This window comes from Listeria sp. LM90SB2 (assembly GCF_028867355.1).
GTDB classification, from domain to species: domain Bacteria; phylum Bacillota; class Bacilli; order Lactobacillales; family Listeriaceae; genus Listeria; species Listeria monocytogenes_B.
In genome coordinates this window covers 227,889-251,744 of sequence record NZ_CP046449.1, presented here as the reverse complement: position 1 = coordinate 251,744, position 23,856 = coordinate 227,889, and the positions used below count along the sequence as shown (strand labels likewise).

Genomic DNA, 23,856 nt, shown 5'->3' with positions numbered 1-23,856 from the left:
CATCATTTATCGCCCAAAATCTCGCGAATCACTTTGGCCCGTATTACTTTCTCTTCTAATTCATCCATATCTCGTCCTGCTTCTCTTCTCAAAAAAGCTGGTTGCGAGAATAGTACCAATTCATTCATTTTTTGGCGAGAAATATGCTCGAAAAATCCTAATTCTACACCAAGCCGTATATCCGATATAGCATCTGAAGCTTCTTTCATAGAAATAATTCGACAATTCATCAATAAACCATATGATCTAAAAACTCTATCCTCAAGTGCAATATGAAATTTTTGCTTTATTGTAGTTCTAGCAACACGCTCTTGCATGATAATTTGTTCCATAACTTGCGTTAAATCTTCCACAATTTCTGTTTCCGTTTTACCGAGAGTTACTTGATTTGAGACCTGGAAAATATTACTTGCAGGCATGCTACCTTCTCCGTATATACCTCTTACCACAAAACCTAGGCTCCTAATCGCTTCAATCACACTTTTAATCCTTTTTGTTGTCACGAGTCCCGGTAAATGCACCATTACTGAAGCGCGCATACCAGTCCCGATATTAGTCACACAACTCGTCAAATATCCAAACTCTTTATCAAAAGCATAACTAAGCTTCTCTTCCACATAACCATCAATTTGCAACGCTGCCTCTAACGCATCAAATAATCTCAAACCCGGCGTCATGCACTGTATCCGCAAATGATCTTCCTCATTCAACATAATACTCACATTTTCTTCCTCATTTAAAAGAACCGCACCATATTCACTTTTATTCATCATATAAGGACTAATTAAATGTTTTTCCACCAAAAGCGCCTTTTGTAACAAAGAAATTTGATTCATTTTAATCAAAGTAAAATTATCATCAAAAACTTCGGCAATATTATCAACAATCTCTTCCTTCTGCTCATAAACTGGAAACTGTTCATCCTTCAAATTCCTAGCAAGCCTAATACGTGAGCTTAAAACAACATCATCGTCATCACCAGCATTTTCTAACCAAGAACTCAGCCGCGGTTCAAATACATTCATTTATCCTCACCTCCAGCTTTCAAAGCCTTGATTTCATCACGGACAACAGCAGCTTCCTCAAACTCCTCATTTTCAACTAGCTGTGCTAGCTTTTCTTGTAAGCGACTAATTTCATTTTGAACACCTTCCGCACGTTCAACTTCTGCAGGAACCTTACCAACATGTTTTTTATATCCATTTTGCACTCGACCAATAATCGGTACTAACTGTGCCTCAAAAGCCGAATAACACTCCGGGCACCCAACTCGATTAGTCTTTAAAAACTCTTCAAAACTAAGCTGGCAATTCTCACAAACAATCTCTTTCTGCGCATTTTCTTCTTTTTGCAAAAGCGTTAAGAAGTCAAGAGCAACCTCACTAAAAGTATCCATCGCTTTAACCAAATCTTTTTCCGAAGAGAGAGCTTCGTCCGTAGCACAATTCTCACATAGGTACAATGACTTCACTTTCCCAAGCTCATTTAATTGTTGCAAGGCAATAACTGCTTTATTTTCTCCACATCTTTGACAAATCATCGTCATCACACCTTAATCATATTTCAAAGCAACTAACATCGCCTCTAAAATCCTACTTCTCAAAATATCTCTATCGGGTAAAGGTAAAATTAAAACTTCCCTGTCCAATGCCGCCACCATTAATCTTGCTTCTTTCTTCGTTATTACTTCTTCTTCAAGCAATCTCAAAATAACATCTTCAGAAAATGATTGAGAGACCTTTTTATCATGAACCATTGAAATGATTGCTTCTAACAATTGAAGTTTATCATTCATTTTCACTTTAATAATCCTAATATAGCCACCACCACCACGTTTACTTTCAACGATATACCCTCGTTCCATTGTAAATCTAGTGTTTATTACATAATTAATTTGTGAAGGTACACATTCAAACTTATCTGCAATTTCACTTCTTTTAATTTCCACTGCTTCACTTGATTCCAATACTTGTTTCAAATAAGCTTCTATAACATCAGAAATGTTTTTCATTATAAGGAATCTCCTTTCTGTTTTTTGCAAATCATTGACTTTGACTATTTTTGACTTTAATTATACTAGATATCCCTACCTATTAGCAATTTATTTATCTTTTACAAACAAAAAAAGCCCTAAATAATTAGGACTTTTCAAATTGCCCGGCAGCGACCTACTCTCGCAGGGGGAAGCCCCCAACTACCATTGGCGCAGAGAAGCTTAACTACCGTGTTCGGGATGGGAACGGGTGTGACCTTCTCGCCATAACTACCAGACAATATAAAGTTGTTGAAAGATTGCTCTCTCAAAACTAGAGAAGAAAGGGTTCAGTTAGGTAACTTCGTTTCATTTTTTGGTTAAGTCCTCGATCGATTAGTATTTGTCCGCTCCATGTATCGCTACACTTCCACTCCAAACCTATCTACCTGATCATCTTTCAGGGATCTTACTTTCCGAAGAAATGGGAAATCTCATCTTGAGGGGGGCTTCACGCTTAGATGCTTTCAGCGTTTATCCCTGCCACACATAGCTACCCAGCGATGCTCCTGGCGGAACAACTGGTACACCAGCGGTGTGTCCATCCCGGTCCTCTCGTACTAAGGACAGCTCCTCTCAAATTTCCTGCGCCCGCGACGGATAGGGACCGAACTGTCTCACGACGTTCTGAACCCAGCTCGCGTGCCGCTTTAATGGGCGAACAGCCCAACCCTTGGGACCGACTACAGCCCCAGGATGCGACGAGCCGACATCGAGGTGCCAAACCTCCCCGTCGATGTGGACTCTTGGGGGAGATAAGCCTGTTATCCCCGGGGTAGCTTTTATCCGTTGAGCGATGGCCCTTCCATGCGGAACCACCGGATCACTAAGCCCGACTTTCGTCCCTGCTCGACTTGTCAGTCTCGCAGTCAAGCTCCCTTGTGCCTTTACACTCTGCGAATGATTTCCATCCATTCTGAGGGAACCTTTGGGCGCCTCCGTTACTCTTTAGGAGGCGACCGCCCCAGTCAAACTGCCCACCTGACACTGTCTCCCCACGCGCTAAGCGTGGCGGGTTAGAATGGTCATACAGCCAGGGTAGTATCCCACCATTGCCTCCTCGTATGCTAGCGCACACGTCTCTTCGGCTCCTACCTATCCTGTACAAGCGGTACAAACATTCCATATCAGGTTGCAGTAAAGCTCCACGGGGTCTTTCCGTCCTGTCGCGGGTAACCTGCATCTTCACAGGTACTATAATTTCACCGAGTCTCTCGTTGAGACAGTGCCCAGATCGTTGCGCCTTTCGTGCGGGTCGGAACTTACCCGACAAGGAATTTCGCTACCTTAGGACCGTTATAGTTACGGCCGCCGTTTACTGGGGCTTCAATTCGTACCTTCGCCGAAGCTAAGCACTCCTCTTAACCTTCCAGCACCGGGCAGGCGTCAGCCCCTATACGTCACCTTACGGTTTTGCAGAGACCTGTGTTTTTGCTAAACAGTCGCCTGGGCCTATTCACTGCGGCTCTCTCGGGCTTGCACCCTAATAGAGCACCCCTTCTCCCGAAGTTACGGGGTCATTTTGCCGAGTTCCTTAACGAGAGTTCTCTCGCTCACCTTAGGATTCTCTCCTCATCTACCTGTGTCGGTTTGCGGTACGGGCAGTACTACTCTTCCTAGAGGCTTTTCTTGACAGCGTGAAATCAGGAACTTCCGTACTTAATTTCCTTCCCCATCACAGCTCATGCTTCGCGAGAAGCGGATTTGCCTACTTCTCACACTCACTGCTTGGACGCACATTTCCATTCGTGCGATTCCCTATCCTTCTGTGTCACCCCATCGGTTAAACAATTAGCACTGGTACAGGAATCTCTACCTGTTGTCCATCGCCTACGCCTATCGGCCTCGGCTTAGGTCCCGACTAACCCTGAGCGGACGAGCCTTCCTCAGGAAACCTTAGATATTCGGTGGAAGGGATTCTCACCCTTCTTTCGCTACTCATACCGGCATTCTCACTTCTAAGCGCTCCACCAGTCCTTCCGGTCTGACTTCACCGCCCTTAGAACGCTCTCCTACCACGAACCTCTAAAGAGGTTCATCCACAGTTTCGGTAATATGTTTAGCCCCGGTACATTTTCGGCGCGGGGTCACTCGACCAGTGAGCTATTACGCACTCTTTCAATGGTGGCTGCTTCTAAGCCAACATCCTGGTTGTCTAAGCAACCCCACATCCTTTTCCACTTAACATATATTTGGGGACCTTAACTGGTGGTCTGGGCTGTTTCCCTTTCGACTACGGATCTTATCACTCGCAGTCTGACTCCCGAGTATAAGTACATGGCATTCGGAGTTTATCTGAATTCGGTAACCCGAGAAGGGCCCCTAGTCCAAACAGTGCTCTACCTCCATGACTCTTTACCTCGAGGCTAGCCCTAAAGCTATTTCGGAGAGAACCAGCTATCTCCAAGTTCGATTGGAATTTCTCCGCTACCCACACCTCATCCCCGCACTTTTCAACGTGCGTGGGTTCGGACCTCCAGTAAGTATTACCTTACCTTCATCCTGGACATGGGTAGATCACCTGGTTTCGGGTCTACGACCTGTTACTTATGCGCCCTATTCAGACTCGCTTTCGCTACGGCTCCGCTTTTTCCGCTTAACCTTGCAACAAATCGTAACTCGCCGGTTCATTCTACAAAAGGCACGCTATCACCCATTAACGGGCTCTAACTACTTGTAGGCACACGGTTTCAGGAACTGTTTCACTCCCCTTCCGGGGTGCTTTTCACCTTTCCCTCACGGTACTGGTTCACTATCGGTCACTAGGGAGTATTTAGCCTTGGGAGATGGTCCTCCCGGATTCCGACGGAATTTCACGTGTTCCGCCGTACTCAGGATCCACTCTGGAGGGAAAGCCATTTCAACTACCGGGCTGTTACCGTCTTTGGCGGGCCTTTCCAGACCGCTTCATTTATAACTTTCTTTTGTAACTCCGTATAGAGTGTCCTACAACCCCAAGAAGCAAGCTTCTTGGTTTGGGCTCTTTCCGTTTCGCTCGCCGCTACTCAGGAAATCGATTTTTCTTTCTCTTCCTCCAGGTACTTAGATGTTTCAGTTCCCTGGGTCTGCCTTCCTCACGCTATGTATTCACGTAAGGATACTATCCGACTAAAGATAGTGGGTTCCCCCATTCGGAAATCTCTGGATCAACGCTTACGTACAGCTCCCCAAAGCATATCGGTGTTAGTCCCGTCCTTCTTCGGCTCCTAGTGCCAAGGCATCCACCGTGCGCCCTTTCTAACTTAACCAATTTACTTCTACGAAGTAAAGGTTGTTTTTCTGATTTTCCGTATCAGCGATGATACTTCCAATCAGATGAAAGATTCACTTTCAGATGATTCTCGGTTACTTGTGTCATAAATAATAAATTATCTATGCTAACTTTACTAACTTTCTTATCTAGTTTTCAAAGAACAAACATACTGAGAAGTACTAACCTCTCAAAACTGAACAAATAGAGAAGAACGAAAACTCACAGGTTTCCTTTTCCTTAGAAAGGAGGTGATCCAGCCGCACCTTCCGATACGGCTACCTTGTTACGACTTCACCCCAATTATCTGTCCCACCTTCGGCGGCTGGCTCCATAAAGGTTACCCTACCGACTTCGGGTGTTACAAACTCTCGTGGTGTGACGGGCGGTGTGTACAAGGCCCGGGAACGTATTCACCGTGGCATGCTGATCCACGATTACTAGCGATTCCGGCTTCATGTAGGCGAGTTGCAGCCTACAATCCGAACTGAGAATAGTTTTATGGGATTAGCTCCACCTCGCGGCTTCGCGACCCTTTGTACTATCCATTGTAGCACGTGTGTAGCCCAGGTCATAAGGGGCATGATGATTTGACGTCATCCCCACCTTCCTCCGGCTTGCACCGGCAGTCACTTTAGAGTGCCCAACTAAATGCTGGCAACTAAAATCAAGGGTTGCGCTCGTTGCGGGACTTAACCCAACATCTCACGACACGAGCTGACGACAACCATGCACCACCTGTCACTTTGTCCCCGAAGGGAAAGCTCTGTCTCCAGAGTGGTCAAAGGATGTCAAGACCTGGTAAGGTTCTTCGCGTTGCTTCGAATTAAACCACATGCTCCACCGCTTGTGCGGGCCCCCGTCAATTCCTTTGAGTTTCAACCTTGCGGTCGTACTCCCCAGGCGGAGTGCTTAATGCGTTAGCTGCAGCACTAAGGGGCGGAAACCCCCTAACACTTAGCACTCATCGTTTACGGCGTGGACTACCAGGGTATCTAATCCTGTTTGCTCCCCACGCTTTCGCGCCTCAGCGTCAGTTACAGACCAGAGAGTCGCCTTCGCCACTGGTGTTCCTCCACATATCTACGCATTTCACCGCTACACGTGGAATTCCACTCTCCTCTTCTGCACTCCAGTCTTCCAGTTTCCAATGACCCTCCCCGGTTAAGCCGGGGGCTTTCACATCAGACTTAAAAGACCGCCTGCGCGCGCTTTACGCCCAATAAATCCGGACAACGCTTGCCACCTACGTATTACCGCGGCTGCTGGCACGTAGTTAGCCGTGGCTTTCTGGTTAGATACCGTCAAGGGACAAGCAGTTACTCTTATCCTTGTTCTTCTCTAACAACAGTACTTTACGATCCGAAAACCTTCTTCATACACGCGGCGTTGCTCCGTCAGACTTTCGTCCATTGCGGAAGATTCCCTACTGCTGCCTCCCGTAGGAGTCTGGGCCGTGTCTCAGTCCCAGTGTGGCCGATCACCCTCTCAGGTCGGCTATGCATCGTTGCCTTGGTAGGCCATTACCCTACCAACTAGCTAATGCACCGCGGGCCCATCTGTAAGCGATAGCCGAAACCATCTTTCAAAAGCGTGGCATGCGCCACACTTTATCATTCGGTATTAGCCCCGGTTTCCCGGAGTTATCCCCAACTTACAGGCAGGTTGCCCACGTGTTACTCACCCGTCCGCCACTAACTTTGGAAGAGCAAGCTCTTCCTCCGTTCGTTCGACTTGCATGTATTAGGCACGCCGCCAGCGTTCGTCCTGAGCCAGGATCAAACTCTCTTTAAAATATAAATTGAATTTGAATGCTTATTCAACACCGTGAATAAGATTCCTTGCGTCAAATTGACTTCGCTAGCAATTAAATTACTAGTTTGTTTTGTTGAAAACAGCTTTCTGTTTTCTGCCCTGCGATTACCAGTAAGACTTTACGTCTCATTGCTTTTCGTCTTCTTCTTTGTTCAGTTTTCAAAGGTCACTTTTTCTTCTTCGTTGCCTTTAGCAGCAACTCTTATATCTTACTCTATTCTCTAAACAATGTCAACACATTTTTAGAAATAATTTGGTGGAGCCTAGCGGGATCGAACCGCTGACCTCCTGCGTGCAAAGCAGGCGCTCTCCCAGCTGAGCTAAGGCCCCATAATAAAAATCAAACAATCGGGAAGACAGGATTCGAACCTGCGACCCCTTGGTCCCAAACCAAGTGCTCTACCAAGCTGAGCTACTTCCCGTTTAATAAAGTGCGCCCAAGAGGAGTCGAACCTCTAACCGCTTGATTCGTAGTCAAGTACTCTATCCAGTTGAGCTATGGGCGCATATAAAAATAATGCCGAGGACCGGAATCGAACCGGTACGGATATCACTATCCGCAGGATTTTAAGTCCTGTGCGTCTGCCAGTTCCGCCACCCCGGCATATTGGAACTTTTGTAAACAAGCGGAAGACGGGGTTCGAACCCGCGACCCCCACCTTGGCAAGGTGATGTTCTACCACTGAACTACTTCCGCATATTTAAAATAAGTGCGGGTGAAGGGACTTGAACCCCCACGCCTCGCGGCGCCAGATCCTAAATCTGGTGCGTCTGCCAATTCCGCCACACCCGCAAAAGTGAGCCGTGCTGGGTTCGAACCAGCGACCCTCTGATTAAAAGTCAGATGCTCTACCAACTGAGCTAACGGCTCTCTACAATAAAAATATGTATTATCATAAAGTTAATATTAATGGTGCCGGCTGCAAGAGTCGAACTCGCGACCTACTGATTACAAATCAGTTGCTCTACCAACTGAGCTAAGCCGGCATAAAAAATGGAGGTTAACGGGATCGAACCGCTGACCCTCTGCTTGTAAGGCAGATGCTCTCCCAGCTGAGCTAAACCTCCAGAAATACTGCCCGGCAGCGACCTACTCTCGCAGGGGGAAGCCCCCAACTACCATTGGCGCAGAGAAGCTTAACTACCGTGTTCGGGATGGGAACGGGTGTGACCTTCTCGCCATAACTACCAGACAATATAAAGTTGTTGAAAGATTGCTCTCTCAAAACTAGAGAAGAAAGGGTTCAGTTAGGTAACTTCGTTTCATTTTTTGGTTAAGTCCTCGATCGATTAGTATTTGTCCGCTCCATGTATCGCTACACTTCCACTCCAAACCTATCTACCTGATCATCTTTCAGGGATCTTACTTTCCGAAGAAATGGGAAATCTCATCTTGAGGGGGGCTTCACGCTTAGATGCTTTCAGCGTTTATCCCTGCCACACATAGCTACCCAGCGATGCTCCTGGCGGAACAACTGGTACACCAGCGGTGTGTCCATCCCGGTCCTCTCGTACTAAGGACAGCTCCTCTCAAATTTCCTGCGCCCGCGACGGATAGGGACCGAACTGTCTCACGACGTTCTGAACCCAGCTCGCGTGCCGCTTTAATGGGCGAACAGCCCAACCCTTGGGACCGACTACAGCCCCAGGATGCGACGAGCCGACATCGAGGTGCCAAACCTCCCCGTCGATGTGGACTCTTGGGGGAGATAAGCCTGTTATCCCCGGGGTAGCTTTTATCCGTTGAGCGATGGCCCTTCCATGCGGAACCACCGGATCACTAAGCCCGACTTTCGTCCCTGCTCGACTTGTCAGTCTCGCAGTCAAGCTCCCTTGTGCCTTTACACTCTGCGAATGATTTCCATCCATTCTGAGGGAACCTTTGGGCGCCTCCGTTACTCTTTAGGAGGCGACCGCCCCAGTCAAACTGCCCACCTGACACTGTCTCCCCACGCGCTAAGCGTGGCGGGTTAGAATGGTCATACAGCCAGGGTAGTATCCCACCATTGCCTCCTCGTATGCTAGCGCACACGTCTCTTCGGCTCCTACCTATCCTGTACAAGCGGTACAAACATTCCATATCAGGTTGCAGTAAAGCTCCACGGGGTCTTTCCGTCCTGTCGCGGGTAACCTGCATCTTCACAGGTACTATAATTTCACCGAGTCTCTCGTTGAGACAGTGCCCAGATCGTTGCGCCTTTCGTGCGGGTCGGAACTTACCCGACAAGGAATTTCGCTACCTTAGGACCGTTATAGTTACGGCCGCCGTTTACTGGGGCTTCAATTCGTACCTTCGCCGAAGCTAAGCACTCCTCTTAACCTTCCAGCACCGGGCAGGCGTCAGCCCCTATACGTCACCTTACGGTTTTGCAGAGACCTGTGTTTTTGCTAAACAGTCGCCTGGGCCTATTCACTGCGGCTCTCTCGGGCTTGCACCCTAATAGAGCACCCCTTCTCCCGAAGTTACGGGGTCATTTTGCCGAGTTCCTTAACGAGAGTTCTCTCGCTCACCTTAGGATTCTCTCCTCATCTACCTGTGTCGGTTTGCGGTACGGGCAGTACTACTCTTCCTAGAGGCTTTTCTTGACAGCGTGAAATCAGGAACTTCCGTACTTAATTTCCTTCCCCATCACAGCTCATGCTTCGCGAGAAGCGGATTTGCCTACTTCTCACACTCACTGCTTGGACGCACATTTCCATTCGTGCGATTCCCTATCCTTCTGTGTCACCCCATCGGTTAAACAATTAGCACTGGTACAGGAATCTCTACCTGTTGTCCATCGCCTACGCCTATCGGCCTCGGCTTAGGTCCCGACTAACCCTGAGCGGACGAGCCTTCCTCAGGAAACCTTAGATATTCGGTGGAAGGGATTCTCACCCTTCTTTCGCTACTCATACCGGCATTCTCACTTCTAAGCGCTCCACCAGTCCTTCCGGTCTGACTTCACCGCCCTTAGAACGCTCTCCTACCACGAACCTCTAAAGAGGTTCATCCACAGTTTCGGTAATATGTTTAGCCCCGGTACATTTTCGGCGCGGGGTCACTCGACCAGTGAGCTATTACGCACTCTTTCAATGGTGGCTGCTTCTAAGCCAACATCCTGGTTGTCTAAGCAACCCCACATCCTTTTCCACTTAACATATATTTGGGGACCTTAACTGGTGGTCTGGGCTGTTTCCCTTTCGACTACGGATCTTATCACTCGCAGTCTGACTCCCGAGTATAAGTACATGGCATTCGGAGTTTATCTGAATTCGGTAACCCGAGAAGGGCCCCTAGTCCAAACAGTGCTCTACCTCCATGACTCTTTACCTCGAGGCTAGCCCTAAAGCTATTTCGGAGAGAACCAGCTATCTCCAAGTTCGATTGGAATTTCTCCGCTACCCACACCTCATCCCCGCACTTTTCAACGTGCGTGGGTTCGGACCTCCAGTAAGTATTACCTTACCTTCATCCTGGACATGGGTAGATCACCTGGTTTCGGGTCTACGACCTGTTACTTATGCGCCCTATTCAGACTCGCTTTCGCTACGGCTCCGCTTTTTCCGCTTAACCTTGCAACAAATCGTAACTCGCCGGTTCATTCTACAAAAGGCACGCTATCACCCATTAACGGGCTCTAACTACTTGTAGGCACACGGTTTCAGGAACTGTTTCACTCCCCTTCCGGGGTGCTTTTCACCTTTCCCTCACGGTACTGGTTCACTATCGGTCACTAGGGAGTATTTAGCCTTGGGAGATGGTCCTCCCGGATTCCGACGGAATTTCACGTGTTCCGCCGTACTCAGGATCCACTCTGGAGGGAAAGCCATTTCAACTACCGGGCTGTTACCGTCTTTGGCGGGCCTTTCCAGACCGCTTCATTTATAACTTTCTTTTGTAACTCCGTATAGAGTGTCCTACAACCCCAAGAAGCAAGCTTCTTGGTTTGGGCTCTTTCCGTTTCGCTCGCCGCTACTCAGGAAATCGATTTTTCTTTCTCTTCCTCCAGGTACTTAGATGTTTCAGTTCCCTGGGTCTGCCTTCCTCACGCTATGTATTCACGTAAGGATACTATCCGACTAAAGATAGTGGGTTCCCCCATTCGGAAATCTCTGGATCAACGCTTACGTACAGCTCCCCAAAGCATATCGGTGTTAGTCCCGTCCTTCTTCGGCTCCTAGTGCCAAGGCATCCACCGTGCGCCCTTTCTAACTTAACCAATTTACTTCTACGAAGTAAAGGTTGTTTTTCTGATTTTCCGTATCAGCGATGATACTTCCAATCAGATGAAAGATTCACTTTCAGATGATTCTCGGTTACTTGTGTCATAAATAATAAATTATCTATGCTAACTTTACTAACTTTCTTATCTAGTTTTCAAAGAACAAACATACTGAGAAGTACTAACCTCTCAAAACTGAACAAATAGAGAAGAACGAAAACTCACAGGTTTCCTTTTCCTTAGAAAGGAGGTGATCCAGCCGCACCTTCCGATACGGCTACCTTGTTACGACTTCACCCCAATTATCTGTCCCACCTTCGGCGGCTGGCTCCATAAAGGTTACCCTACCGACTTCGGGTGTTACAAACTCTCGTGGTGTGACGGGCGGTGTGTACAAGGCCCGGGAACGTATTCACCGTGGCATGCTGATCCACGATTACTAGCGATTCCGGCTTCATGTAGGCGAGTTGCAGCCTACAATCCGAACTGAGAATAGTTTTATGGGATTAGCTCCACCTCGCGGCTTCGCGACCCTTTGTACTATCCATTGTAGCACGTGTGTAGCCCAGGTCATAAGGGGCATGATGATTTGACGTCATCCCCACCTTCCTCCGGCTTGCACCGGCAGTCACTTTAGAGTGCCCAACTAAATGCTGGCAACTAAAATCAAGGGTTGCGCTCGTTGCGGGACTTAACCCAACATCTCACGACACGAGCTGACGACAACCATGCACCACCTGTCACTTTGTCCCCGAAGGGAAAGCTCTGTCTCCAGAGTGGTCAAAGGATGTCAAGACCTGGTAAGGTTCTTCGCGTTGCTTCGAATTAAACCACATGCTCCACCGCTTGTGCGGGCCCCCGTCAATTCCTTTGAGTTTCAACCTTGCGGTCGTACTCCCCAGGCGGAGTGCTTAATGCGTTAGCTGCAGCACTAAGGGGCGGAAACCCCCTAACACTTAGCACTCATCGTTTACGGCGTGGACTACCAGGGTATCTAATCCTGTTTGCTCCCCACGCTTTCGCGCCTCAGCGTCAGTTACAGACCAGAGAGTCGCCTTCGCCACTGGTGTTCCTCCACATATCTACGCATTTCACCGCTACACGTGGAATTCCACTCTCCTCTTCTGCACTCCAGTCTTCCAGTTTCCAATGACCCTCCCCGGTTAAGCCGGGGGCTTTCACATCAGACTTAAAAGACCGCCTGCGCGCGCTTTACGCCCAATAAATCCGGACAACGCTTGCCACCTACGTATTACCGCGGCTGCTGGCACGTAGTTAGCCGTGGCTTTCTGGTTAGATACCGTCAAGGGACAAGCAGTTACTCTTATCCTTGTTCTTCTCTAACAACAGTACTTTACGATCCGAAAACCTTCTTCATACACGCGGCGTTGCTCCGTCAGACTTTCGTCCATTGCGGAAGATTCCCTACTGCTGCCTCCCGTAGGAGTCTGGGCCGTGTCTCAGTCCCAGTGTGGCCGATCACCCTCTCAGGTCGGCTATGCATCGTTGCCTTGGTAGGCCATTACCCTACCAACTAGCTAATGCACCGCGGGCCCATCTGTAAGCGATAGCCGAAACCATCTTTCAAAAGCGTGGCATGCGCCACACTTTATCATTCGGTATTAGCCCCGGTTTCCCGGAGTTATCCCCAACTTACAGGCAGGTTGCCCACGTGTTACTCACCCGTCCGCCACTAACTTTGGAAGAGCAAGCTCTTCCTCCGTTCGTTCGACTTGCATGTATTAGGCACGCCGCCAGCGTTCGTCCTGAGCCAGGATCAAACTCTCTTTAAAATATAAATTGAATTTGAATGCTTATTCAACACCGTGAATAAGATTCCTTGCGTCAAATTGACTTCGCTAGCAATTAAATTACTAGTTTGTTTTGTTGAAAACAGCTTTCTGTTTTCTGCCCTGCGATTACCAGTAAGACTTTACGTCTCATTGCTTTTCGTCTTCTTCTTTGTTCAGTTTTCAAAGGTCACTTTTTCTTCTTCGTTGCCTTTAGCAGCAACTCTTATATCTTACTCTATCTAGTCAACAAAGTCAAGATGTTTTTTCAAAAAAATTTAATTTCTTGATGAGCATTTTGCGTTTGTTTAACTGGAACGTTTATAAATATATCATGTTTTTATAGGGATTGCAAGCATATTTTGAGAAAAAGTTTCTCTTTGGCAAATTTGTTTTTTTCTGAGAAAAAAAACAAAATCCAGAACCGATATAATCAGCTCTGGATTTTTAATTAGTCGCGGTGTTTCATAGTTGGGAATAATAGGATATCACGAATAGACGGGGCATCTGTTAATAGCATTACTAGACGATCGATACCTATTCCAAGTCCACCAGTCGGCGGTAGACCGTATTCTAAAGCTTCAAGGAAATCTGCATCCATTCCGTGCGCTTCATCATTACCTTGCTCACGTTCTTTCATTTGCGCTTCAAAACGCTCTCTTTGATCAATTGGATCGTTTAATTCCGAGAATGCATTTGCATGTTCACGACCAACGATAAATAATTCAAAACGGTCAGTAAAACGGTCATCTTCTTTGTTTTTCTTCGCTAATGGTGAAATTTCCACCGGATGTCCGTAAACAAAGGTTGGTTGAATAAGCTTTTCTTCTACGTATGTTTCAAAAAACTCATTAAGAATGTGCCCGTATGTCATGTGCTCCGTTACTGGCACATTATGTTTTTTAGCTAGTTCGCGTGCTTCTTCATCGGAAGTTACGTTCCAGAAATCCACTCCGACATATTCTTTTACAGCATCTGCCATGTGGATACGGCGCCAGTTTGGAGTTAGATCTACATTGTATTCACCGTATGTTATTTCTGTTGTTCCATTTACTTGTTTGCATACTGTAGATACTAAACCTTCTACCAAATCCATAACATCTTCGTAATCTTCGTATGCTGCATAGGATTCTAACATTGTAAATTCTGGGTTATGACGCGTGGAGGTTCCTTCATTACGGAAAACGCGGCCGATTTCGTATACTTTATCCATCCCACCAACGATTAGGCGTTTTAAGTGTAGTTCTAAAGCAATTCGTAAATATAATTCCATATCAAGTGCATTATGGTGCGTAATAAATGGTTTTGCAGCAGCACCACCAGCAATTGTATGAAGCACTGGAGTTTCTACTTCTAGGAATCCTTGATTATCCATGTAATCACGAGTGTATTTCAAGATTTTACTGCGCATCACAAAACGATTTTGGCTTTCTTCGTTTGTAATTAAGTCTAAATAGCGTTGACGATAGCGTTGTTCTACGTCTTTTAAGCCATGATATTTATCAGGAAGTGGACGTAATGATTTGGAAAGCAAAGTGAATTCCGTTGCTTTAACAGAAAGTTCACCTGTATTAGTACGGAAAATAGTCCCTTTTATACCAATAATGTCACCTAGATCCGCTAATTTGAAGACTGCATAAGCATCTTCGCCAATTGCATCTTTACGGATATAGATTTGTAATTGATGGAAACGGTCTTGAATATGTGTGAAACCTACTTTACCTTTCACACGTTTCGTCATAATACGACCTGCTACAGAAACTTCAATAGCAGCTTCTTCAAGTTCTTCTTTTGATTTATCAGCGAATTTTGTTTCAATTTCTTCCGGGCTGATGGAACGGATGAATTTTTCGCCAAAAGGATCTATGCCTTCTTCGCGTAATGTGTCCACTTTTTCGCGACGGACGATGAGTTGGTCATTTAGTTCTTCATGATTCTCGTTACTCATATAGGTACACTCCTATTCTATTCATTTCTACAGATGTTTCCATTATACGCTTTTTTGGTCTGGTTTTTCTAGTATAAATTTAAAAATTGCCCCGAAATCTCGAGGCAATCCTAATTAGTCTTGTTTCGCTAATGCTTTTTCTTCATATTGAAGAACAAATTCATTTAAAATTGCTTCCATCTCTGATTGTTTTGTCGCTTGGTTAGCAGCCACTTTCGCGCGAGTGCTTCCGCGAGCTCCTTTTAGATAATAAGCTGCGTGTTGTCTAAACTCGCGAACTGCAATGTTTTCTCCTTTTAGCTCGACTAGGCGATTAAGGTGAAGCATGGCAGTTTGCATTTTTTCGCGTGGTTCTGGTTCTGGAAGAAGTTCGCCTGTTTCTAGGAATTTCACCGTGCGATAAATCATCCATGGGTTTCCAAGTGCAGCTCGACCAATCATTACTCCATCTGCTCCAGTATGTTCTAAAATTCGTTTGGCATCTTCTGGTGTTCTCACGTCCCCATTTGCCATGAACGGGATTTTCAGTTCGCGTTTTACGTCTCTAAGCACATCCCAGTTCGCGCTACCTTCGTACATTTGCACACGAGTACGGCCGTGCATTGCAACAGCTGCAGCTCCGGCACGTTCAGCAGCAAGTGCATTTTCGATAGCAAAAACATGTTCTTCGTCCCAACCAATACGCATTTTTACTGTTACCGGTTTATCAACAGCGTCCACTACAGCAGCTACCATGTCATACACTTTATTTGGATCAAGTAGCCATTTCGCTCCAGCTTCACATTTGATAATTTTGTTTACCGGACAGCCCATATTAATATCAATAATATCTGCCGTTGTATTTTCAGCTACGAATTTCGCAGCTTCTACAAGCGTTTCTTTCTCACCACCAAAAATTTGTAAGCTCAATGGTTTTTCTTTTTCATCAATATATAGCATATCAAGCGTTTTAGCATTGCGGTATGCGATTCCTTTGTCGCTAATCATTTCACAGCAAACGAGACCTGCTCCGAATTCTTTGACCGTTAAACGGAATGCGGAATTGGATATACCGGCCATTGGCGCCACAACTACTTGGTTTTTAATTTCTACGTTACCTATTTTAAACATTAATGGTAAACCCCTTCCTCTTAAATTGCGCTAGTGATATGTTATCATAATCAGTTTTTTCTGCAAGTGCCAATTTTACCAGTTGACTTGATTTTTTATTTTCCGAACACCTTGTTCTTCCAAAATGGCTGGATTATCTACAAGATTGCTTTTTTCTGGTGAAATCTCTATTAATGGAATCAGCACAAAAGCGCGTTCTTTCATATAAGGATGTGGGATTTTCAGCTTTTCTGTATCGATTTTAACATCATCATATAATAAAACATCGATATCAATGAGTCGCGGACCCCACTTAAATAATCGAACTCGCCCCAATTCAAGTTCGAGCGCAAGGCAAAAATCTAGTAAATCAACTGGCGGAAAGTCCGTTTCAATTTCTACAGCGATATTTAAAAATGCCGCTTGATCTTCGTAACCTACTGCGTCTGTTTCGTATACACTAGATACGTTGGTAATTTTAATTTTATCTGAAGCAGCTAAACCACTTAGTGCGTCATTTAAATTTTCTAAACGTTCGCCAAGGTTTGTACCAATTGATAGAAACGCCTTAGCCATTCAAATCACTTCTTTTACGTTCAATTTCCACTGCAACAGAATCATAATGTCCCGGAATCGGAGGATTTGGTTTAATAAGTTTTACAGTCACTTCTTCTAATAGAGGATAACCAGTTAAAACTTCCGTTGCAATTTTTTCGGCAAGCGCCTCGATTAATTTGAATGGCGTTCCTTCTACTATTTCTTTTACTGTTTCATAAACCTCTGCATAGCTGACTGTGTCGTCTACACTATCCGATATTCCTGCTTTTTTAGTAGAAAGGCCGAGAATAAGCGATACTCTAAACGTTTGTCCTAGTTTTGTTTCTTCCGCCAAAACTCCATGGTATCCGTAAAACACTAATTCATTTAAATAAATTTTATCCAACTAAAGCACCTCTTTATAATTTTGTAATATCTAATTTGCCAGTAATCGCATCTGTCATTCGTACCATGCGCGCAATGGGAAGTACATCGTGTACACGAGTAATTGTGCAACCTTTCGAAAATCCGTAAACTGTAGTTGCTCCAGTTCCTTCCATTCTATCCTCTGGAGTAGTTCCTAAGACGAGACCAATTGTCGACTTTCTACTCGTACCAAGTAAAACCTCGTAACCAAGCGCCACTATCTCATCAATGCGTCGTAACACTTCTAAATTCTGCGCAGGTGTCTTAACAAAACCGAAACCCGGATCAAGAATAATATGTTCATCTGGCACGGATGCCGCTTTAGCAATTGCAACACTTTCTAATAAGTCTTTCTTCACATCTTCCAGAAAATTATCGTATTGCGTGTTTTCTCGGTTGTGCATCAAACAAATTGGCACGTTATATTTCGCAGCTACTTCCGCAATTTTCGGTTCTTTTTTGGCACCCCATTGATCATTTATCATATTAGCTCCTGCTAAAATAGCTTTTTCAGCCACTTCGGCACGCCAAGTATCAACAGAAATCCATATATCCGGAAGTTTTGTCCTAACAGCTTTAATGACAGGAATAATTCGATTAAGTTCTTCCTCAGGCGTTACCTCTGAAAAACCAGGCCGAGTAGATATTCCACCAACGTCAATAATTGCTGCTCCATCTTCTGCCATTTGTAACGCTCGAGCCACAGCTTCTTCCACTTGCATATATTTCCCGCCATCCGAAAAAGAGTCTGGCGTAACATTCAGTATCCCCATGACCATACCTAAGTGATCCCTTTTCCACTTCTTCAAGCCCAAACACCTCTTTCCGAGATTTATTATAGCAGAATTCAGTGATTTTAGCGCACAAAAAAACCGATGCGGAAAAGGGAGTAAACCGCATCGGTCAAAAAGGGAGTTTGGGATCTTCATTCTAAAAAGGGGGGAGAAGAATGAAAATGTTTTGCTTGTTGTTAGCTTATGACTATATATTAACCAAGTTTTTGGTGGATATGCTGTGATTTTTGTTAAAGTTTCATGAGATTTTTCGGTTTTTCTTTTCATTTTTTGGTATTAAAAAACCAGTGTGGAAAAAGGGAGTAAACCACACTGGTCAAAAAGGGAGTTTGGGATCTTCATTCTAAAAGGGGGGAGAAGAATGAAAATGTTTTGCTTGTTGTTAGCTTATGACTATATATTAACCAAGTTTTTGGTGGATGCGCTGTGATTTTTGTTAAAGTTTCATGAGATTTTTCGGTTTTTTTCTTCATTTTTTTCCATGAAAAAACCAGTGTGGAAAAAGGGAGTAAACCACACTGGTCAAAAAGGGAGTTTGGGATTTTCATTCTAAAAGGGGAAAGAATGAAAATGTTTTGCTTGTTGTTAGCTTATGACTATATATTAACCAAGTTTTTGGTGGATACGCTGTGACTTTTGTTAAAGTTTCATGAGATTTTTCGGTTTTTCTTTTCATTTTTTGGCATGAAAAAAACCAGTGTGGAAAAAGGGAGTAAACCACACTGGTCAAAAAGGGAGTTTGGGATTTTCATTCTAAAAAGGGGAAAGAATGAAAATGTTTTGCTTGTTGTTAGCTTATGACTATATATTAACCAAGAAAAGAAAGTTTCCGCTGTGCGTTTGATTAGAAAATAGTAAGAAATGCATTTATTTCTTTTCATAAAAAAAGAACCTAGAAAATCTAGGCTCTCTGATTATTAATCTTCAAAATTATAAAGAGGTGTGCTTAGGTAGCGTTCGCCGTTACTTGCAACGATTGCTAGTACTTTTTTGCCAGCACCAAGTTCTTTTGCAAGGTCTAGAGCTGCTTTAACAGTTGCTCCGGAAGAAATACCTACTAAGATACCTTCTTTTTTCGCTACTTCACGTGCTGTTTCTAGAGCATCTTCACTTGAAACTTTTAGAATGCCGTCATACACTTTTGTATCTAATGTATCCGGAACGAAGCCTGCACCGATACCTTGGATTTTATGAGGTGATGGAGAACCACCGCTAAGTACTGGGGATTCTTCTGGTTCAAGAGCATAGATTTTAACATCTGGGTAGTTCTTTTTAAGTACGTGTCCTACACCAGTTACTGTTCCACCTGTTCCAACTCCCGCGATGAAAGCATCTAAGCCATCTTTACCGAAAGCTTCAACGATTTCTGGTCCAGTTGTTTCTTCATGGACAGCTGGATTTGCTGGGTTGTGGAATTGTTGTGGAACAAAATAGTTATTTTCTTTTGCAAGCTCTTCCGCTTTAGCAATTGCGCCTTTCATGCCGTCTGGACCTGGTGTTAAAACTAATTTTGCACCGTAAGCTTGAAGTAATTTGCGACGTTCTAAGCTCATTGTTTCTGGCATTACGAAAATCGCTTGGTAGCCTTTTGCTGCTGCTACCATTGCTAGGCCGATACCAGTATTCCCACTAGTTGGCTCAATGATTGTATCGCCTGGTTTTAATGCACCAGATTTTTCAGCGCTTTCGATCATCGCGTTAGCAATACGGTCTTTTACGCTGCCACCTGGATTTTGGAATTCTAATTTTACGTATACATCCGCGCTTCCTGCTTCTGGTAAACGATTAAGTTTCACAATAGGTGTCTTTCCAATTAAATCAGTGATTGAATTTGCAATTGTCATTATTAAAGCACTCCTATCTATTTTAGGTCTTTCATCTAGTTTAATTAATTCCGACCTGTTTTGTCAAGTTTAACCTCTTTTAAAAAGGAGCAACCAATTAGGTGCTCCTTTTTCTTTATTTAGCTTCTTCGTATAGTTTTTCTAATTCTTCTTCTGAAAAATCGTAAGTGTTACGACAAAAATGACATTCTGCTTCTGCGCCGTGATCCTCTTCTATCATGGAACGAATTTCTTCTTTTCCAAGTGAAATTATTGCACTGCCAAAGCGTTCTTTGGAGCAGTTACATTCAAAGGAAACGGGGATTTTTTCTAAGATTTGTAGTTTATCTTCGCCGCCTGCAAGTTTAGCTAAAATCGATTCAGGAGTTTCGCCCGCTTCAATCATTCTAGAAACTGTTGGTAGAGCCGTCAGATTTTTTTCGATTTCATCAATGATTTCATCTGTCGCACCAGGGAGTAATTGCAACATGAAACCGCCAGCTGCTTCGATTGTATCATCTGGGTTAACAAGTACTCCTACACCAACGGAGGAATTGATTTGTTCAGATGTTGCTAGGTAATACGTAAAATCTTCACCAATTTCACCTGAAACAATTGGCGTTTGTCCGGTGAAATTTTCTCCAAAGCCTAAATCTTTTACAACTGAAAGCATTCCGGATGTTCCAACGCCGCGGCGGACGTCAAGTTTTCCAGCTTCATTTAGTTCGCTGAAGTGAACGTGTGGATTTGTTACGTATCCTCTGATTTGACCTTGCGCGTTACTATCAGCTACGATTGGACCGATTGGGCCGTCGCCTTCTATTTTTACAGTTATTTTTTGGTCTTCTTTTTGCATTGCTCCAAGGAAAAGTGTTCCTGTCATCGTTCTACCAAGTGCGGCGGATGAGACGGACCATGTATCATGTCTTCTTTGTGCTTCTTTGATTGTTTCGGTTGTTACTGCTGCATATACACGCGCCATGCCATCGTAGGCTAACGCTTTAACTAAATAATCACTCATTATATAAAACTCCTTTTATTTTTCTGTAGTTGGTTTGTTTCTTCTATATAGAAGTTCTAGACCTTTTAATGTTAAAAATGGATCTAAAATATCTACTGCAGAAGATTTTTCTGTTATCATCCGAGCGAGCCCGCCTGTTGCAACTACTACTGGGCTTGCGTTGGATTGTTTTTTGATTTCTGCGATAATCCCTTCGCATTGGCCGACGAAACCATAAAAGATGCCCGCTTGCATGGATGCCACGGTGGATTTGCCAATGATTTGGTTTGATTCAGCAATATCTACGCGTGGTAGTTTAGCAGCGCGGTTGTATAGAGCTTCGGTCGAAATCATAATCCCTGGAGCGATGGCGCCACCTTGGTATACGCCTGATTCATCGATATAGCAAAATGTGGTCGCAGTGCCAAAATCGACTACGATAACCGGTGTCCCGTATTCTTCTGATGCTGCTACGGCGTTTACGATTCGGTCAGATCCGATTTCGCGAGGATTATCGACTTTGAGGTTTAAGCCGGTTTTTATTCCTGGACCAACGATTAATGGTCGGATATTAAAATAGCGTACGCACATTGTTTCCATTGCGTGCATAATCGGTGGAACGACGGACGAAATAATAATTCCTTGAATATCAGAAGGAGTTAAATTCGCATAAGAAAAAAAGTTCAAGACTGTCATTCCTAATTCATCGGATGTGCGGTGACGATCTGTTGTCATGCGCCAATGTTTCAGAAGTTTTTGTTTTTCATAAACTCCGACAGTACAGTTAGTATTTCCAACGTCTATTACAAGTATCATAAGTTTAAATACCGTCCTTTAGAAGATTTTTCTAACGTATCATAACATGTTTTATAGGAAAATCCGAATAATATAGCTTCAAAAAAGAGACTGGGAAAGCCCAGCCTCTTTGATTTTATTCGTCTTTTTTATCGTTTGGTGTTTGCTCAATGTTTGGAGCATCTTCCGAAGTTACTTCTTTTGGTTCTTCTTTTGGTTCTTCGATTTTTTCTTCTTCTTTTAACTCTTCTTTTTCTTCTTCAAAAGATTTACCTGCTACTTCTTCGTCTTTTTCGGAAGGATATTCTGCTTCTACGTCAATCGTATCGATATCTGGAGGCATTACACCGTCATCAAATAGGGAACGAATTTGGCGAGCATCTAAAGTTTCTACTTTTAGTAATGTTTCCGCGATAAGTTTGTGTTGTTCTTGGTGTTCTGTAATGATTGTTTTAGCGCGGTCATAACAGTAGCGGATTAAGCTCTGAACTTCTGTATCAATTTCGTAGGCGATTTTATCGGAATATCCTTTGTCGCTACCGAAATCGCGGCCCATAAATACTTGACCGTTACCAGAAGTGAATTGAAGTGGTCCAATCTTGTCACTCATACCCCATTCAGTTACCATGCGGCGAGCAAGTTCGGTTGCACGTTCAAAGTCATTACTTGCACCAGTTGTTACTTCACCAAAAGTAACTTCTTCGGCTACGCGTCCACCGAGTAAACCAGTGATACGGTCCATTAACTCAGCTTTCGTCATTAGGAAGCGATCTTCTTTTGGTAACATTACGGCATAACCACCAGCTTGTCCACGAGGAACAATGGTAACTTTATGCACAACTTCCGCTTCATCAAGTACCATTCCGACGATAACGTGACCACCTTCATGATATGCGACTGTGCGGCGTTCTTTTTCAGAGATAACTCGATTTTTCTTAGCTGGTCCGGCAATTACGCGGTCACTAGCTTCATCGAGGTCACTCATATCTATTTCTTTCTTATCGGAACGTGCGGCAACGAGTGCTGCTTCATTCAGTAAGTTTTCTAAATCGGCACCAGAGAATCCCGGTGTACGTTGAGCGATTGCTTTTAAATCAACACTTTTAGCAAGTGGTTTGTTACGAGCATGAACGCGAAGTACTGCTTCACGGCCTTTTACGTCTGGACGATCAACCATGATTTGGCGGTCAAAACGGCCTGGACGAAGAAGTGCTGGGTCAAGTACGTCTGCACGGTTAGTTGCTGCAATAATGATGATACCTTCATTGCCACCGAAACCATCCATTTCAACTAGTAATTGGTTTAGGGTTTGTTCACGTTCATCGTGACCGCCGCCCATTCCTGCTCCACGTTGACGACCTACTGCATCAATTTCATCAATGAAAATGATACATGGTGCATTTTTCTTCGCATTTTCGAATAAATCACGGACACGGCTTGCACCGACACCGACAAACATTTCTACAAAGTCTGAACCTGAGATAGAGAAGAATGGCACGCCTGCTTCACCGGCAACCGCACGAGCTAGCAAGGTTTTACCAGTACCCGGAGGACCTACTAAAAGGACACCTTTTGGAATACGAGCGCCGAGGTCCGCAAATTTACGCGGATCTTTTAGGAATTCTACTACTTCAACAAGTTCTTGTTTTTCCTCGTCTGCTCCAGCTACATCTGTGAAGCGAACTTTCTTCTTGTCGTCGTTGTAAAGTTTGGCTTTACTTTTACCAAAGCTCATTACTTTACCACCGCCGCCACCTTGAGACTGGCTCATTAGGAAGAAGAAGAGGATGAAGATAATTACAAAAGGTACAATAGAAGTTAGGAATGTAACCCAACCGCTGTTTTGTTTGGCAGGTACTATTGTTGTTTTCACGTCTTCTTTATCAAGCGTTTTTTGCAAATCGCCTAGTGAAGTATCGCTGTTTAAAGCGTATGTTGTGAAAGCAGTGCTGCTTGTTTTGCTTTGTCCAAGACCCGTTTTTTTATCGTCGGAACTTTTATCGCTAGATTTAAATTCCCCATTGATTGTATAAACACTACGGTCTGGCTGTATTTCTACGGATTTAACTTTACCATCTTCTAACTTACTCACAAATTCTGAATAGCTAATATCTTTGGCTGCCTCTTTGTTTGAGTTAAATGAAGCAACAATCCCGATAATAACAAGGAATATTATGACATAAAATATCGCATTTCTAAAAAACCTGTTCATTCCTTACCTCCTCCCACGCAAGAGCTTGGATTCTTACTTTTTCTGGACTTTTACCCCTTTAAAAGTTGTTTTTGGCTAATAGCAGATTTAGAAACAATTTTTTCTTCCCCTGATTATTAAAAAACACATCCGTTTCGCTT

12 protein-coding genes, 9 tRNA genes and 6 rRNA genes are annotated in these 23,856 nt (G+C 44.3%); all 27 read right to left on the bottom strand.

The features are described 5' to 3' along the window. Positions 1-2 precede the first annotated feature (2 nt). Positions 3-1,025 (bottom strand): protein arginine kinase, encoded by a 1,023-nt coding sequence (locus GL301_RS01250; RefSeq protein ID WP_010958695.1) that lies wholly within the window; start codon positions 1,023-1,025, stop codon positions 3-5. Continuing rightward, positions 1,022-1,540, bottom strand: a complete 519-nt coding sequence (locus GL301_RS01245) for a UvrB/UvrC motif-containing protein (RefSeq protein ID WP_010958694.1) — start codon at positions 1,538-1,540, stop codon at positions 1,022-1,024. Before GL301_RS01245 ends, GL301_RS01250 begins: the two co-directional genes overlap by 4 nt. Before the next feature lie 12 nt (positions 1,541-1,552). Then, entirely contained in the window at positions 1,553-2,011 is a 459-nt protein-coding gene (locus tag GL301_RS01240; protein WP_003726421.1) for a CtsR family transcriptional regulator, read from the bottom strand. Between the two features lie 144 nt (positions 2,012-2,155). Beyond that, positions 2,156-2,271: ribosomal RNA gene (rrf, locus tag GL301_RS01235) — 5S ribosomal RNA — on the bottom strand. A 77-nt stretch (positions 2,272-2,348) separates the two neighbouring features. Beyond that, positions 2,349-5,280, bottom strand: a 23S ribosomal RNA gene (locus GL301_RS01230). A gap of 246 nt (positions 5,281-5,526) precedes the next feature. Further along, positions 5,527-7,076: ribosomal RNA gene (locus GL301_RS01225) — 16S ribosomal RNA — on the bottom strand. Between the two features lie 275 nt (positions 7,077-7,351). Continuing rightward, positions 7,352-7,427 (bottom strand) — tRNA-Ala (locus GL301_RS01220). Between the two features lie 18 nt (positions 7,428-7,445). Continuing rightward, positions 7,446-7,519, bottom strand: a tRNA-Pro gene (locus GL301_RS01215). Between the two features lie 10 nt (positions 7,520-7,529). After that, positions 7,530-7,603: transfer RNA gene (locus GL301_RS01210), tRNA-Arg, on the bottom strand. Positions 7,604-7,615: 12 nt separating this feature from the next. Then, positions 7,616-7,701: transfer RNA gene (locus tag GL301_RS01205), tRNA-Leu, on the bottom strand. A gap of 21 nt (positions 7,702-7,722) precedes the next feature. Beyond that, a tRNA-Gly gene (locus tag GL301_RS01200) sits at positions 7,723-7,794 on the bottom strand. A 14-nt stretch (positions 7,795-7,808) separates the two neighbouring features. Next, positions 7,809-7,890: transfer RNA gene (locus GL301_RS01195), tRNA-Leu, on the bottom strand. Positions 7,891-7,895: 5 nt separating this feature from the next. Next, a tRNA-Lys gene (locus GL301_RS01190) sits at positions 7,896-7,968 on the bottom strand. Positions 7,969-8,008: 40 nt separating this feature from the next. Continuing rightward, positions 8,009-8,084: transfer RNA gene (locus GL301_RS01185), tRNA-Thr, on the bottom strand. A gap of 8 nt (positions 8,085-8,092) precedes the next feature. Continuing rightward, positions 8,093-8,165 (bottom strand) — tRNA-Val (locus GL301_RS01180). Positions 8,166-8,174: 9 nt separating this feature from the next. Further along, a 5S ribosomal RNA gene (rrf, locus tag GL301_RS01175) occupies positions 8,175-8,290 on the bottom strand. 77 nt (positions 8,291-8,367) lie between these two features. Beyond that, a 23S ribosomal RNA gene (locus GL301_RS01170) occupies positions 8,368-11,299 on the bottom strand. 246 nt (positions 11,300-11,545) lie between these two features. Next, positions 11,546-13,095, bottom strand: a 16S ribosomal RNA gene (locus GL301_RS01165). The 16S, 23S and 5S rRNA genes sit together here with 9 tRNA genes alongside, the layout of an rRNA operon. Positions 13,096-13,543: 448 nt before the next feature. After that, positions 13,544-15,040 (bottom strand): lysine--tRNA ligase, encoded by a 1,497-nt coding sequence (gene lysS, locus GL301_RS01160; RefSeq protein WP_003728446.1) that lies wholly within the window; start codon positions 15,038-15,040, stop codon positions 13,544-13,546. Positions 15,041-15,154: 114 nt separating this feature from the next. After that, positions 15,155-16,150 (bottom strand): tRNA dihydrouridine synthase DusB, encoded by a 996-nt coding sequence (gene dusB, locus GL301_RS01155; RefSeq protein WP_003723750.1) that lies wholly within the window; start codon positions 16,148-16,150, stop codon positions 15,155-15,157. A gap of 75 nt (positions 16,151-16,225) precedes the next feature. After that, positions 16,226-16,705, bottom strand: coding sequence for a 2-amino-4-hydroxy-6-hydroxymethyldihydropteridine diphosphokinase (gene folK, locus GL301_RS01150; protein ID WP_003725754.1), 480 nt, complete (start codon positions 16,703-16,705; stop codon positions 16,226-16,228). Beyond that, complete coding sequence (gene folB, locus GL301_RS01145) at positions 16,698-17,072, bottom strand: dihydroneopterin aldolase (protein ID WP_003728448.1); 375 nt, start codon at positions 17,070-17,072, stop codon at positions 16,698-16,700. Before folB ends, folK begins: the two co-directional genes overlap by 8 nt. Positions 17,073-17,085: 13 nt before the next feature. After that, positions 17,086-17,901 carry a dihydropteroate synthase gene (folP, locus tag GL301_RS01140; protein WP_003728449.1) on the bottom strand — a complete coding sequence of 272 codons (816 nt, stop codon included), beginning with the start codon at positions 17,899-17,901 and terminating at the stop codon, positions 17,086-17,088. A gap of 902 nt (positions 17,902-18,803) precedes the next feature. Further along, positions 18,804-19,730 (bottom strand): cysteine synthase A, encoded by a 927-nt coding sequence (cysK, locus tag GL301_RS01135; RefSeq protein WP_003725748.1) that lies wholly within the window; start codon positions 19,728-19,730, stop codon positions 18,804-18,806. Positions 19,731-19,845: 115 nt separating this feature from the next. Next, positions 19,846-20,730, bottom strand: coding sequence for an Hsp33 family molecular chaperone HslO (gene hslO, locus GL301_RS01130; RefSeq protein ID WP_003725747.1), 885 nt, complete (start codon positions 20,728-20,730; stop codon positions 19,846-19,848). Between the two features lie 15 nt (positions 20,731-20,745). Then, positions 20,746-21,525: a type III pantothenate kinase gene (locus GL301_RS01125; protein WP_003725746.1), complete on the bottom strand. Its 780-nt coding sequence runs from the start codon at positions 21,523-21,525 to the stop codon at positions 20,746-20,748. A 115-nt stretch (positions 21,526-21,640) separates the two neighbouring features. Further along, positions 21,641-23,716, bottom strand: coding sequence for an ATP-dependent zinc metalloprotease FtsH (ftsH, locus tag GL301_RS01120; RefSeq protein WP_003725744.1), 2,076 nt, complete (start codon positions 23,714-23,716; stop codon positions 21,641-21,643). Positions 23,717-23,856 lie beyond the last annotated feature (140 nt).

Excerpts from the sequence above, each read along its gene's own strand:
- ftsH (WP_003725744.1), bottom strand. The coding sequence starts at position 23,716 with ATGAACAGGTTTTTTAGAAATGCGATATTTTATGTCATAATATTCCTT.
- folK (WP_003725754.1), bottom strand. The coding sequence starts at position 16,705 with ATGGCTAAGGCGTTTCTATCAATTGGTACAAACCTTGGCGAACGTTTA.
- dusB (WP_003723750.1), bottom strand. The coding sequence starts at position 16,150 with ATGTTTAAAATAGGTAACGTAGAAATTAAAAACCAAGTAGTTGTGGCG.
- lysS (WP_003728446.1), bottom strand. The coding sequence starts at position 15,040 with ATGAGTAACGAGAATCATGAAGAACTAAATGACCAACTCATCGTCCGT.
- hslO (WP_003725747.1), bottom strand. The coding sequence starts at position 20,730 with ATGAGTGATTATTTAGTTAAAGCGTTAGCCTACGATGGCATGGCGCGT.
- GL301_RS01250 (WP_010958695.1), bottom strand. The coding sequence starts at position 1,025 with ATGAATGTATTTGAACCGCGGCTGAGTTCTTGGTTAGAAAATGCTGGT.
- GL301_RS01245 (WP_010958694.1), bottom strand. The coding sequence starts at position 1,540 with ATGATTTGTCAAAGATGTGGAGAAAATAAAGCAGTTATTGCCTTGCAA.
- GL301_RS01240 (WP_003726421.1), bottom strand. The coding sequence starts at position 2,011 with ATGAAAAACATTTCTGATGTTATAGAAGCTTATTTGAAACAAGTATTG.
- GL301_RS01125 (WP_003725746.1), bottom strand. The coding sequence starts at position 21,525 with ATGATACTTGTAATAGACGTTGGAAATACTAACTGTACTGTCGGAGTT.
- cysK (WP_003725748.1), bottom strand. The coding sequence starts at position 19,730 with ATGACAATTGCAAATTCAATCACTGATTTAATTGGAAAGACACCTATT.